At 66.0% G+C, this 12,992-nt stretch carries 10 protein-coding genes; 6 read left to right on the forward strand and 4 right to left on the reverse strand.

The window, feature by feature from the left end:
* The first annotated feature begins 7 nt into the window (after positions 1 to 7).
* Positions 8 to 2,146 (forward strand): alpha-L-rhamnosidase-related protein, encoded by a 2,139-nt coding sequence (locus GM676_RS09040; protein WP_155463206.1) that lies wholly within the window; start codon positions 8 to 10, stop codon positions 2,144 to 2,146.
* A 14-nt stretch (positions 2,147 to 2,160) separates the two neighbouring features.
* Here the strand turns inward: GM676_RS09040 and GM676_RS09045 are convergent, their stop codons facing one another.
* Positions 2,161 to 3,180, reverse strand: coding sequence for a porin (locus tag GM676_RS09045; RefSeq protein WP_170304264.1), 1,020 nt, complete (start codon positions 3,178 to 3,180; stop codon positions 2,161 to 2,163).
* A gap of 269 nt (positions 3,181 to 3,449) precedes the next feature.
* Between GM676_RS09045 and GM676_RS09050 the strand changes: the two genes are divergently transcribed.
* The 5 genes from GM676_RS09050 to GM676_RS09070 all read left to right on the forward strand — a co-directional run bounded on the left by GM676_RS09050 (position 3,450) and on the right by GM676_RS09070 (position 9,179).
* On the forward strand, positions 3,450 to 4,406 hold the full coding sequence (locus tag GM676_RS09050) for a C-terminal binding protein (RefSeq protein ID WP_155463208.1): 957 nt from the start codon (positions 3,450 to 3,452) through the stop codon (positions 4,404 to 4,406).
* Between the two features lie 36 nt (positions 4,407 to 4,442).
* The gene (locus GM676_RS09055) at positions 4,443 to 5,468 is read left to right on the forward strand and encodes a phosphotransferase family protein (protein ID WP_155463209.1); all 1,026 of its coding nucleotides are present in this window, start codon (positions 4,443 to 4,445) and stop codon (positions 5,466 to 5,468) included.
* Positions 5,469 to 5,472: 4 nt separating this feature from the next.
* Positions 5,473 to 7,068 carry a methyl-accepting chemotaxis protein gene (locus GM676_RS09060; protein ID WP_155463210.1) on the forward strand — a complete coding sequence of 532 codons (1,596 nt, stop codon included), beginning with the start codon at positions 5,473 to 5,475 and terminating at the stop codon, positions 7,066 to 7,068.
* Between the two features lie 105 nt (positions 7,069 to 7,173).
* Positions 7,174 to 8,190 (forward strand): LacI family DNA-binding transcriptional regulator, encoded by a 1,017-nt coding sequence (locus GM676_RS09065; protein WP_155463211.1) that lies wholly within the window; start codon positions 7,174 to 7,176, stop codon positions 8,188 to 8,190.
* Between the two features lie 17 nt (positions 8,191 to 8,207).
* The gene (locus GM676_RS09070) at positions 8,208 to 9,179 is read left to right on the forward strand and encodes a fumarylacetoacetate hydrolase family protein (protein ID WP_155463212.1); all 972 of its coding nucleotides are present in this window, start codon (positions 8,208 to 8,210) and stop codon (positions 9,177 to 9,179) included.
* A 30-nt stretch (positions 9,180 to 9,209) separates the two neighbouring features.
* On the opposite strand, the gene GM676_RS09075 is transcribed toward GM676_RS09070, so the two are convergent.
* From GM676_RS09075 to GM676_RS09085, 3 genes are all read right to left on the reverse strand, one after another.
* On the reverse strand, positions 9,210 to 10,040 hold the full coding sequence (locus tag GM676_RS09075) for a c-type cytochrome (protein ID WP_155463213.1): 831 nt from the start codon (positions 10,038 to 10,040) through the stop codon (positions 9,210 to 9,212).
* A 15-nt stretch (positions 10,041 to 10,055) separates the two neighbouring features.
* Positions 10,056 to 10,877 carry a hypothetical protein gene (locus GM676_RS09080; RefSeq protein ID WP_155463214.1) on the reverse strand — a complete coding sequence of 274 codons (822 nt, stop codon included), beginning with the start codon at positions 10,875 to 10,877 and terminating at the stop codon, positions 10,056 to 10,058.
* A 192-nt stretch (positions 10,878 to 11,069) separates the two neighbouring features.
* Complete coding sequence (locus GM676_RS09085; protein ID WP_155463215.1) at positions 11,070 to 12,983, reverse strand: NPCBM/NEW2 domain-containing protein; 1,914 nt, start codon at positions 12,981 to 12,983, stop codon at positions 11,070 to 11,072.
* Between the last annotated feature and the right edge of the window lie 9 nt (positions 12,984 to 12,992).

Below are 12,992 nucleotides of genomic sequence, written 5' to 3' on the forward strand. Positions count from 1 at the left end.
TGAGGCGATGCGACCACATTCATTTTTTGTTGGCATCCTGCTGGCACTGGCACTGGCATGCGGCGGTCCGGCCTCGGCCCAAGACGCGGCAACCTGGATCTGGTATCCGGGCGATTTCGAAATCTGGTTGAGCAACCGGATGCAGGTCCAGCGTGTCGAGCGCGCTGTGGCCTGGCCGCCCTTCTGGCGCCTTTACCACCATCAGCCCCAGATGAATTTCACCCGCCAGCTTGAGCTGGCGGAGCCGGAGGAAATCACCCTGGCGGTCGAGGGGACCTATAACGTCGCCATCGATGGCAAATTCGTCCATGGCGATCAACAACGCATCACCCTGCCCGCCGGCAAGCATGGAATCAATATCCAGGTGTACAACCCGGTGTCGCCGCCGTCCGTCTACGTGCGGGGCAGGACCGTCCATTCCGATGCGACTTGGACCGTCGCCCCCCGGCCGTTCCAAGCCGTGGCCGAGGGCGCGGTGGCCGCGGCGAGCTGGAACCTCAGCGCGGCCGGCCAGCCGCCCTCCCGTTACAAGCTGGCGACCACTGAAGTGAAGCCGGCCGCCATCCAGCGCGGCCCGCATTCCGTGCTGGTGGACTTCGGTCAGGAAACCATCGGTTTCATCAAGCTAAGCAAGCTCAAGGGGAACGGCAAGCTGTCGCTGTATTACGGCGAATCGCCGGAAGAGGCGCTATCGACCGGCACCTGCGAGACACTGGACCATTACACGATCAACGCCAACGATGGCGACTTCATCGCCGGCGCCTCGCGTGCGCTGCGCTATGTCAACATCGAGTTCGATCCCGGCGTGGGCTTCGATGAGGTGTCGCTGCTGTATGAATACCTGCCGGTCACCCCTCGCGGCACATTCAGGAGTTCCGACGACCAGCTGAACAGGATCTGGGATGTTGCGATGCGCACGCTCGAATTGAACACGCGCGAGTTCTTCATCGACGGCATCAAGCGCGACCACTGGGTCTGGTCCGGCGACGCCGTACAAGCCTACCTCATGAACTACTACGCGTTCTTCGACAGCGACACGGTCAAGCGGACGACCTGGGCGCTGAGAGGCGCCGATCCGGTGGACATGCACCTCAACACCATCCTGGATTATTCGCTGTACTGGTTCATCGGCATCCGTGACTACTATCAGTACACCGGCGACGCCGCCTTCGTCAAAAGCATCTATCCGCGCATGGTGTCGCTCATGAATTTCGTGCTGGCACGGGGAAACGCCAACGGCATGCTGGAAGGATTGCCGGGCGACTGGGTATTCGTCGACTGGGCCGACATGCCGAAAGACGGCGAACTCAGCACGATCCAGCTGTTGCTGGCCCGTAGCCTGGAGGCGATGGCCGACTGCGCCGCCCTGGCCAGGGACGAAGCGCACGCCGCCGCCTACCGCCAGATGGCGACGGCTCTGAGGCACAAGATCATGGCGACGTTCTGGGATACGCAACGGCAGGTGTTCGTGCACGCCCGCAAGGATGGCCGGCTGAATCGGCTGGTCACGCGCCATCCCGCCATGTTCGCCCTGATGTTCGGCTACCTTGACGACGCGCAGGCGGCGGCGGTCAGGCGCAATGTCCTGATGAACGACACGGTGCAGAAGATCACCACGCCTTATATGCGCTTCTATGAGCTGGCGGCGCTGGCGGAAAGCGGCCGGCACGACTACGTCACCGCCCAGATCAAGGATTATTGGGGCGGCATGTTGCGTGACGGCGCCACCTGCTTCTGGGAGCAATACGATCCCAAGGTCAAGGGACCGGAACGCTACGCGATGTATGGCAAGCCTTTTGGCATGAGCCTGTGCCACGCCTGGGGCGCCAGTCCGCTCTACCTGCTGGGGAAATACTATCTGGGCGTGAAGCCGACCCAACCCGGCTATGCGGCATATATCGTCGAACCGAAGCTCGGTGGATTGCGCTGGATCGAAGGGAAAGTGCCAACGCCGCGCGGCGATATCGCGGTGTTTGCCAGTGCGACGCAGATCAAAGTGACGGCCGCCGATGGTCAGGGCCTGCTACGCTTTACCAGCGCCACGCCGCCGCGCAGCGGGCGTGGCGCTCTGCGCAAGATCGCGGACCATCAGTACGAGCTGACGCTGGAAAGCGGCAAAACGTATACCGTCGAGCGCAGCAACTGACGATCCGCAGCAGCTTAGAACGAATGCATGACGCCCAGTTCAAAGCCGCTTGAACGGGCGCCGGCCACCGCGTTGGGCGGCGTGCCGACCTTGAAGGCGGCCGCGCCGCTGTTGCTCAGATGCGAGTAGGTGGCGTACAGGGAGGTCCGCCTGGACAGGGTGTACACATAGCCGATCGCCGCCTGGCGCGCGCTGTTGGCGTCGGTGCCGGCGCCGGACGGATTGGCACGCTGGTAGCTGGCGCGCACCAGGCCGCGCGCGCCCACCGGCATACTGGCGCCCAGTTCCCAGTTGGTTTGCTTCAGCGCGCCGTACTCCGCGCTGTTGAGCAGCACCATCAGCTTGACCACGCCGGCATCGTAGGACGCGCCGGCGTTGGCCAGCTTGAAGTCGTCGCCGCTGGCGGTGCCGGTGCGGGCGTAGGCAAACGCCGTGTTCCACGGCCCTTTCTGATAGCCGATGCGCAGGCCGCCATAGCGGTTGCCCGCCACGCCCTCGCCCGGCGCCACCTGCACCTGTCCATACCAGCCGCCGAGGTCCGGCGGCAGGAAATAGCTGACCGCGTTGTCGGTGCGCAGCAGCGTCGCCGCGCCACTGCCCAGGTTGGTGATCAGGTTGAACCCGGCCCCCACCCCGACGGCGGTGAAGGGATCGAAACCGCACAGGTTGTAGAAGGTCGGATTCAGGTCGCGTCCGAGGCGCAGCTCACCGAAGCCGCCGCTCAGGCTGACGGTGGAGCGGCGATGCCACAGCTTGCCGGAGGGGTACATATTGCCGCTGTCGGCCATGGGCGCCATTTCCATCCAGACCCCGGCTTTCATGCCATCGCCCAGGTCCTCGTCGGCGCGGAAACCCAGCCGTGAGTTGAGCATGCCATCGGTGGCCATTTGGACCGCCGAGACGCCGCCGGTATTCACTGATTTCAGGCTCACGTCCAACAAGCCGAACACGTTGACCGAGGTTTGCGCCTGCGCCGCCGATGCGAGCGTGGCCACTGCGGCCGCGACGGCCGCCTTGCACAGATAGTTTTTCAAGATGTCTCCGTTATTTTTTATTGTCTTCAACTTTTCTGCCAATCGCGCAACATATTTGCTATCGTTAGCATTGAATTCAGCATAGGATGGGTTTTTGCGGCTGTCAATAAACTTTCATTTTTTTGCGAAAAGTGGCGTTTTTACGCGCCATTCCTGCTATTTCAACCCTTATGGCTCAGTCCACCAGCTTGCTTCAAGCTTGCTATTAAAAAATTGCTGTGCTAACGTTAGACAAACTTAGCGCATACAACCCTGCTTCCGGAGACATCATGCAACGTACCGTTTTACTGACTGACTACGCCTGGCCCGACAACCAGATCGAACGCAATATCATCGAGCGCGCCGGCCTGCAACTGATCAGCGGCCCCGCCACGCCCGCCACCCCGGAGGCGATCGAGGCACTGGTGCGCCTGCATCAGCCGGCCGCGATCCTGACCTGCTGGGCGCAGGTGTCGGCCGCCGCCATCGCCAGCGCGCCGCGCCTGTCGATCGTGGCGCGCCTGGGGGTGGGGCTGGACAACATCGCGGTGGAAGCCGCGACCGCCCGCAACATCGTGGTCACCAACGTGCCCGACTACTGCGTCGAGGAAGTGTCGGACCACGCGGTCGGCTTCGCGCTGGCCTGGACCCGCGGCCTGGTGCAGTTCGATCGCGCCGTGCGCGCCGGCCAGTGGGAGCCGTCGTCCGCGCGCTTGCGCCGCCTGAGCGCCCTGACCTGCGGCCTGATCGGCTATGGCCGCATCGGCCGCGCCACCGCGCGCAAGCTGGGCGCCTTCGGTTGCCGCCTGCTGGCGCACGATCCGTATATGACGGCCGACGCCGAAGGCATCCACCGCGTCACGCTGGAGCGCCTGCTCGACGAAAGCGATATCGTGATCGTGCACGCGCCGCTCACCGCCGGCACCCATCACCTGATCAATGGCGCCCGGCTGGCGCAGATGCGGCGCGGCAGTTTGCTGATCAACGTCAGCCGTGGTGGTATTGTCGATACCGACGCGGTGGTGGCGGCGCTGGAGAGCGGCCAGCTGTCGGCGGCGGCGCTGGACGTGCTGGAATCGGAACCGGTGGTGCCGGCCGACCTGCTGGCGCAACCGGGTGTGATGTGCACGCCGCACGTGGCGTTCTCCTCCGACGCCGCACTGGCGGAACTGCGCCGCCGCGCCGCCGAGGAGGTGGTGCGCGTGCTGCGCGGCGAGGCGCCACACCATCCGTGCAACCTGCGCTGAGCGCGGGGCCCCTTTTTTTCCTGACTGGATTCCATCATGACACACCCAGCTACCTGCCCCGATCCCGCGCTCAACACCTTCCTGCTGGCGCAGGGCCTGGCCCAGCCCGCCGAAACAGCCCACTGGCACCCCCTGACCGGCGGCGTTTCCTCCGATATCTGGCGGGTCGACCTGCCGCAACGCACCCTGTGCGTGAAACGCGCCCTGGCGCAACTGAAGGTGGCCGCCGACTGGCAGGCGCCAGTCAACCGCAACGCCTATGAATGGGCCTGGATCCAGTTTGCCGCCCAGCATTGCCCGGACAATGTGCCGCAGCCGCTGGCCCACGACCGCGGCGCCGGCCTGTTCGCCATGTCCTTCCTGGAGCCGCTCCAGCATCCGGTCTGGAAGCAGCAACTGATGGCCGGCGAAGTCAACCCCGACACCGCGCGCGCCGTCGGTGAACTGCTGGGCCGCCTGCACGCGGCCAGCGCCGACGACGGCGCCCTGGCCGAGGCCTTCGACACCGGCGAAAACTTCCGCGCCCTGCGGCTCGAGCCCTACCTGCTGGCCACGGCCCTGCGCAATCCCGAGGTGGCCCCGCGCCTGTACCACTTGGCGCTGCGCACCGCCGGCATCCGCGCCGCCCTGGTGCATGGCGATGTCAGCCCGAAGAACATCCTGGTCGGCCCGGCCGGCCCGGTGCTGCTGGACGCGGAATGCGCATGGTACGGCGACCCGGCCTTCGACCTGGCGTTTTGCCTGAGCCATCTGCTGCTGAAGTGCCTGGCGCGCCCCGAGCAACTGGACGCCCTGATCGCTTCCTTCAAGGCGCTGACCGAGGCGTATTTTGAATTGGCCGACTGGGAGCCACGCAGCGGCCTGGAGGCGCGCGCCGCCGAGCTGCTGCCGGCGCTGCTGCTGGCGCGCGTCGACGGCAAGTCGCCGGTCGAATACCTGACGCAGGAATTCCAGCGGCTGCGTGTGCGCACGGTTGCCAGCGCCCTGCTGCAACGTCCGCTCGCGCATCTGGCGCAGGTGGCGCAGGCGTGGCACACCGCCAATCTGACGCCGGTGCGATAGCGCCATGGCTACGCTGCCGCACTGCACCGGCGTCGAGTATGTGCTGGACGACCATGACACCATCATCTCCAAGGGTGACCTGCAAGGCAAGATCACCTACGTCAACCGCGACTTCATCCAGATCAGCGGTTATGCGGAGGCGGAAGTGATGGGCGGGCCGCAAAGCATCCTGGCCCATCCGGAAACGCCGCCGCAGGTATTCCAGGACTTCCTGCGCACGCTCAAGGCCAACAAGACCTGGACCGGCGTCACCAAAGGCCGCCGCAAGAATGGCGACTTTTTCTGGGTCGAGATGATTGCCGCGCCCATCTTCGAGCAGCATCGCCAGGTCGGCTGCATCACCATCCGCGCCAAGCCGGCGCCGCGACAGGTGCGCGCGGCCGAGCTGGCCTACCGCGCGATGCAGGCCGGCAGCAAGGACGTGACACTGGACCAGGGCCGCATCGTCCACCGTTCGCTGCGCCGTCACTGGCATGCCTGGTCGCGCTGGTCGGCCATGTCGCGCATGCAGCTGCTGGCCGCAGTCCTGGCGCTGCTGTTCATCACCCTGCTGGCGGCGGTGCTGCTGCCGGAAAACAGCGTGCCGGGCTGGCTGCCGCCCTTGTGCGCGCTGGGCGCGGCCCTATGCCCGCTGGCGCCATTCCTGCTAGCGCGCGGCGTCACCGCGCCGCTGGCCGGGCTGCAACGGCAGATCGACGAAATGAGCGAAGGCAATCTGGCGGCCGGCATCGAGGCCGACGGCGGCAGCGAGATCGAGCGCGTACGCCATTCGCTGCGCATCCTGCAAACCAATCTCAAACTGCTGGTGTCGCAGATCAAGGAGACCACCGAGCTGGCCAACGGCGGCGCGCTGCGCATGGCCGCCGACAACGCCGACCTGCTGTCGCGCACCGAGGAGCAAGCCGGCGCGCTGCGCCACGCCGCCGCCTCGCTGGAACGACTGACCGCCACCGTCGGCAACAACGCGGCGGCGGCGCAGGAGGCCAACGCGCTGGCGGCCGCCACCTCCGGCACCGCCGCCAACGGCCAGCAGGCGGTGGGCGCGGTGATCAGCACCATGGGCGCGATCCAGGACAGTTCGCGCCGCATCGCCCACATCATCAGCGTGATCGACGGTATCGCCTTCCAGACCAATATCCTGGCGCTGAACGCGGCGGTGGAAGCGGCGCGCGCCGGCGATCAGGGGCGCGGCTTCGCCGTGGTGGCCAGCGAGGTGCGCAGCCTGGCGGGCCGCTGCACCAGCGCCGCCAGCGAAATCAAAATCCTGATCGGGGCCTCGGTGCAACAGGTCGAGGCCGGCAGCAAGCTGGTGGACGAGGCCGGCGCCGCGATCAGCGACATCGTGCGCGCCGTGGACCGCGTGAGCTGCGTGATGCAAGACATCAGCACCGCCAGCGGCGAACAACGGATCGGCATCGGCCAGGTCAACGCCGCTGTGCTGCGCATGGATGGCATGACCCGGCAGAACGCCAGGCTGGCCGGCCAGGCGGAAGCGGCCTCGGTGCGCATGCAGGAGCAGGCCGGCAAGCTGGCGCGGTTGGTGAGTGCGTTCAAGCTGTCCGCCAGCGAGCGCGCGGTGCGGGAAAATTGCAAACGTTAGCACCTCGCTTGCGCAGCTGAATCGGACTGTTAGCAGCGTGTTCATCTTGAAGAAATGGAAATTTTGCGCTATCGTTTGTGCATACCGACTATCACTCGCCATCCCATGATCACGATTAAAGACATTGCCGCCCGCCTCCAGGTTTCCCCTTCCACCGTGGGGCGGGCGCTGGCCGACGACAGCCGCATCAGCGCCAGCATGAAGCAACGCGTGCTGGAAGTGGCCGGCGAAATGGGTTATGTCGCCAATCGCGCCGCGCGCATGATGCGCGGCGTCTCCAGCAACCTGGTGGGGCTGGTGGTGCCGGACATCCGCAACAGCTTCTTTTCCACCATGGCGCATGCGCTGTCGAAATGCCTGGAGCAGGAAGGCTATCAGCTTACCTTGTCCGAAACCGACGATGACCGCCAGACCGAATTGCGCCAGATCCGCGAGCTGACCAGCGCCAACGTCGCCGGCATCATCATCGTGCCCAGCGCCAAGCCGCATGCGGAAACCGTGCGCCTGCTGGGCATGACGCCGCACATCCAGCTGCTGCGCAAGCATGCCGCGCTGGGCGAGCAATGGTTTGGCATCGACGATTACCAGGCGGTGTACCAGCCGACCCGGCATCTGGTCGAACTCGGCCACCGCCGCATCGCCTACATCGGCAGCCTGGGCGAATTGCCCACCGGCGGCGCGCGCGTCAAAGGTTTCCGCGACGCGCTGGCCCTGGCCGGCGGTGACGGCCAGGGCATGGAGCAGCTGGGCGCGCCGGGCTCGCGCGAGTTCGCCCGCGACGCCCTGCGCGGCCTGCTGGCGCAGCCGCAGCCGCCCACCGCGCTGGTCACCGGGTCGGTGCTGCACACCTTCGCCGTGCTGGAAGAATTGTGGTCCAGCGGGGTCGATGTGCCGGGGCAGTTGTCGGTCGCCGGCTTCGGCGACGAACTGGCGTTCCGCTGGTGGGGCCCCGGCTTGACCACGGTGGCGTTGCCGGTATCGGAACTGGCCACAGCCTGCGGCCTGTGGTTCGTTCATCGCATGAAACAAAAGTCCGCCAACTCGGCGCCCTATAGCTCGATCACGCCCCCGACGCTGATCGTACGCGGCAGCACACGGCCCGTCGGCCCGGCGGCCGCCTGACCCCTTCATCTCAACTTATGCATCCTGTACTCGTCAATATTTCGCGCCCCGGCCTGGCCCCCTTCCCCGCCCTGCTGCACAACGGCCACGCGCTGGCGCTCACCCACTGGCAAGACACCGCACTGCGGCAGGCCGGCAGCATGGCGCTGCTGTTGCAACACTGGCCGGACCATGCGCCGGTGCTGGAGCGCCTGTGCGGCGCGCCCGACAGCATCGCCGCGATCGCCCGCCACGGCCTGCCGATGACGGGCTGCCAGCTGCACGCGCCGGTGGCGCCGGGACAGGTGTACTGCACCATCGGCAATTACCGTGATCAATTGCTGGAGGCGGCGCTGGATGCCGACGACGGCCCGTCCGGACCGCTGGCGCCGCAGCGCCAGGCCGCCACGCTGGCGATGATCGCAACCCGCCAGCGCGAAGGCGCGCCCTACGTGTGCATGAAAGGCAGCGCCTGCGTGGCCGGGCCGGAGGATGCGTTTTCCATCGGCGACCTGAGCACGCTGGATTGGGAAATTGAAATCGGCGTGGTGATCGGCCGCAGCGCCTGGCGCATTGACCGCGAGGCCGCGATGAGCCATGTGGCCTGCTACTGCGTGGTCAACGACCTGACCGTGCGTGACCGTGTCTTCCGCGCCGACCTGCCCAAGCTCGGCACCGACTGGCTGCAATCGAAGGCGCGCCCCGGCCTGCTGCCCACGGGTCCTTGGCTGGTACCGGCCTGGCAGGTGGCCGATCCGGCCGCGCTGACGCTGAGCCTGCGCGTGAACGGCGTCATCATGCAGCAAGGCCGGGCCGCCGACATGCTGTTCGACATCGCCGGACAAATCACCTATCTGTCGCAATACACCCGGCTGGAACCGGGCGACCTGATCTGCACTGGCTCGCCGGCTGGCTTCGGCACCCACCACGGCCGCTATCTGCGGGCCGGCGACGTGGTGGAGGCCAGCATCGACGGCATGGGCACGCAAACCCTGCGCTGCGTGCCCTAGCCTCGCTCCCCCGCCACCGTCCGCTGGCCCTTACTTGGACGGCAGCTGACGCAGATACGCCACCAGCGCCGTCAGTTCCTGGCTGCGCATGCCAGCGTAGTAGCTGACCCCCATGGGCGGCCGCACCTGCGTGCCGTCTGGCCGTATGCCCATGGTGATGATGCGCTTTAGCTCCTGGTCAGAATAGCGGGCCAGGTTGCTGGGCGTGATGTTGGGTGAAACGGTCATGCCCCACGGCCCCTTGAATATCACGCCACCGGTACCGAGGTTGTGCACCACGTCCGGCGCGCCATCGGCGCCCGGCGCCGAGTGGCATTCGACACAATGGCCCAGCGGTCCGGCCAGGTAGCGGCCATAGGCAATCTTGTCGGCCACCGGGACCTCGGCCACCCTGCCCAGCGGCGGACCATAATTGGGTGGCAAGGGGAAATGGTAAACCGACTTCGGCACCTTGTTTTTCACCGCCGGCACCGAGCGCAGATAGGTGACGATGGCCGCCATATCGCGATCGGAAATGCCGCGGTACATGCCGACCGGCATGGGCGGCCCGATCACCGAGCCGTCGGGACGCTTGCCTTCGCGGATGGCGGTGATGATCTGGGCGTCGCTCCAGCGGCCGATGCCAGTCTCGCGGTCGGGTGTGATGTTGGCGGCATAGGCTTGGAAGCCGGGGCCGCTGTAGTCGGTGCCGCCGGCCAGCGTCTTTGCGGCGAGCGGCCCCGATGGCCCTTGCGGCGTATGACAATTGGCGCAGGCGGCGATGGCCTGGCTCAGGTAACGGCCGCGCTCCAGCGGCGTCGGCGTCGGCGTCGCATGGGCGTTCAGCGCTAGCAGGCTGAACAACAACAAATAGTTTTGCATGATGGGTCCCCTGTCTCAGAAGTGCTGCTCGGCCACCAGCATCAAGGTATTGGCCTTGGATCCGGGCACCACCCGCGGATCGCTGCCGAACTTGTTGCGCCAGTATTCGTAGGCGAGGCCGGCCTTGGCGCCGCTGTGGCTCAGGTCAAACAGCAGTTCGGTATGGAGCAAGGTTTCCGGACGGGTCGGCGTGCCGAAACCGTCAGCGCCCTTCTTGCCGATCTGCGAGAAGATGCCCTTCCATGCCGCTTGCCAGCCCAGGTTGAGCGGAATCAGCCAAGCCGCATCGACGCAATAGGTGGTATCAAAATCAACCGCCTTGCCAACCATGCCGTTGTGATTGTCTTCGTGGTAGGCGTACAGGCCCAACTCCAGATACCCCTTGGGCACCGCCAAGTCGAAGGCGACGCCGCCGTACAGCTTGCGCGGCGATGGCGCAAACGGACTGTTCTTCGCGCCGACGTCGTAGCGGCCAGCGAGCGACACGTCCTTGACGGGACCGAACGCCACCGGCTGGCCGGACAGGCCGCTCAGCGACAAAGTGCGGCGGTACAAGGCGTACAGCTCCTGCGCGCCGCCACCACCGCTGTTGGCCGGGTCGGCGCTGTCCGACTTCAACAGCTGTCCCACCAGCAGATTCTTGCCCAGCTTGTCGCCGCTGACGTAGGTGTATTCGATGATCGCCTTCTCGACCGGCTGCGAAATGCCAGGTTCGCCAAAGCGGTCGCCAAGTTTCAGCCCGATCGCGCTGTCGCTCCAGTCCGCTGCATGAACGGTTGCGGCGCAACCGAGCAACAACGTCCACGCCCTCCCTCGGGGATTGCAAAATGTGTGCATCGTGTCTCCTTATGTTTTTATGGATGTCGCCTGCCAGGCAGGACAACATTGCTAACGTTAGCACTATTTTCTGATATTATCCATAACTTATTTGTTAGTCTTGATGTGCTATCGTTAGCCAAATCGGCGACAGCGTGGACCGGTGTGAGATGTTGTGCATCGCCGCGCTCGCGGGCGATGCACAGATGGAGATTACTTCGACAACAGCGCCGCCTCGCCCCAAGTGACCGGCAACTGCTCGTTGCCGGCGGCTGCGCTGCGCGCCACCAGCTCGATCAGCTTGACGCCGCTGACATCGGCGCTCAGTGCTTGCGCCGGCTGGCCCCAGCGCAGCGCCTTGCTGCTGGCCAGCAGCCTGCCGTCGCCATAGATCATGAAGGTGACGCCGCGCGCGCGGTCCTGCGCGGAATCGTCCACGCCCACCTGCGCGCTCAGGCGGCGATGCCCCAAGTTGCGCACCTCCAGCCGCGAATTGGCCAGGACGCCGATGCCGGCGGCGTAAGGCTTGCCGGCGATCTGCAAAGTCTGGCCATACGGCGTGCTGTCGGCGCGCGCGCCGCCCCAGCCGGCGTACATCGGCCGCTCGCCCGCGCCCTTGGTGCCGCTCCAGCCGGCCGACGAGCGGAAGATGGACGGATCGGCCTGCGGCCGCACCACACCGTCCACCGCCGGATTCACATTGCCGGTCTGCTCGGACAGATACAGCCCATCGGCCAGCACGCGCGTGCCGTCGACACGGAAGATGCGCGTTTCGCGCGGCGCCACGCGCACCTTGGTCTCGTTGGTGAAACTGGTCTTTTCCTTGCTCCACAGGTCGGTCAGCGTGACCGGCGCATCCTGGCGCAACTTCAGATGCGCGGCGGTGAGATCGGCCTCGACCGGTCCCAGCCCGCGGTTGAAGATGGCCACCGCCTTTTGCCCTGACGCCAGCTGCTTGACCAGGATTTGCAGGTCGTCGGCGTCATACGCCAGCGTGGCCTGGTTGCCAGCCGGGTCCTGATTCAAGGCGATGATGTCGACATTGCCGACGATGTCCATCAACGGCTGCGCCATGCTGCGCAGGTCGGCGCCGATCATCAGTGGCGCATTCAGCATGGCCCACAGCGCGAAGTGCGAGCGCGCCTCCACCAGATGGCCGGCATCGAAATCGCCCTTGCCGATGTACAGCATGTCGGGGTCGTTCCAGCTGCCCGGATGGGCGTACAGTTCGCGCCGTGAGGCGCTGTCGAAATTGGTCAGCATGCGCGCCCACGCCGGCGTGATGTCGTCGCTGGTGCGCGAGATGTTGCCGAAGTTTTTGCCCCAGGCGCGCACGTCGGCCGCGCCCCACACGCACAGCGACAGCAGGTAGTCGCCATCCGGATTGTGACGTTGCAGCGCGCGGTTGATGTCGGTGAATTCCGCCTGCACCGCCGGGATGTTGGTGCGGCTGACCGATTGCAGGTCCAGCACCGGCGGCAGCGCCCGGTACTGGCCGGAGCGCACTTTCGGGCTGTCGGCGCCGTAGGCGCGCAGGCCGCAGCCATCGACCTTGATGAAGTCGAAGCCCCAGTCGCTGAAATACAACGCGATGTCCTGGTCGACGTGGCCGTACAGGCCGACCTCGCGCTCCAGCACACTGCCCTTCGGCAGGTCGGTATCGTCGCTGGAATAAGCCTGCGAGCAGGTGTTGCGGCCGAGGTCGGAATAAATCCCGGCCTTGAGGCCCATCGCGTGCAGTTGGTCGGTGAAGGGACGGAAGCTGCTGGCGCCGCCGCCGGCCGACGACGGGAAACGGTCGGGCCGTATCACCAGCCGGCCGTCCGGCTGCTGGCGCCGCAGCGCCCAGCCGTCATCGATGTTGATGTAGCGGTAGCCGCTGGCGGCCAGGCCGCTGTCGACGATGCGCCGGGCCGAGCCCAGTATCTTCGCTTCGTCGATGTCGGTGCCGAAGGCATTCCAACTGCTCCACCCCATCGGCGGCGTGGCGGCGCGGCCGGCGGCATACGCGCTCCAGCGCGCGCCCGGCGCCAGCGGATCGGGCGCCGCATGGGCCACGGGCGCCGACAGGCACATGGCAATCAGGGCCGCACAAGGGCGCAAGCGGATCGGTGTTTTCTTTTGCATCAAGGTCTC

The sequence above is a fragment of the Duganella radicis genome (genome assembly GCF_009720825.1).
Taxonomy (GTDB): domain Bacteria; phylum Pseudomonadota; class Gammaproteobacteria; order Burkholderiales; family Burkholderiaceae_D; genus Rugamonas; species Rugamonas radicis.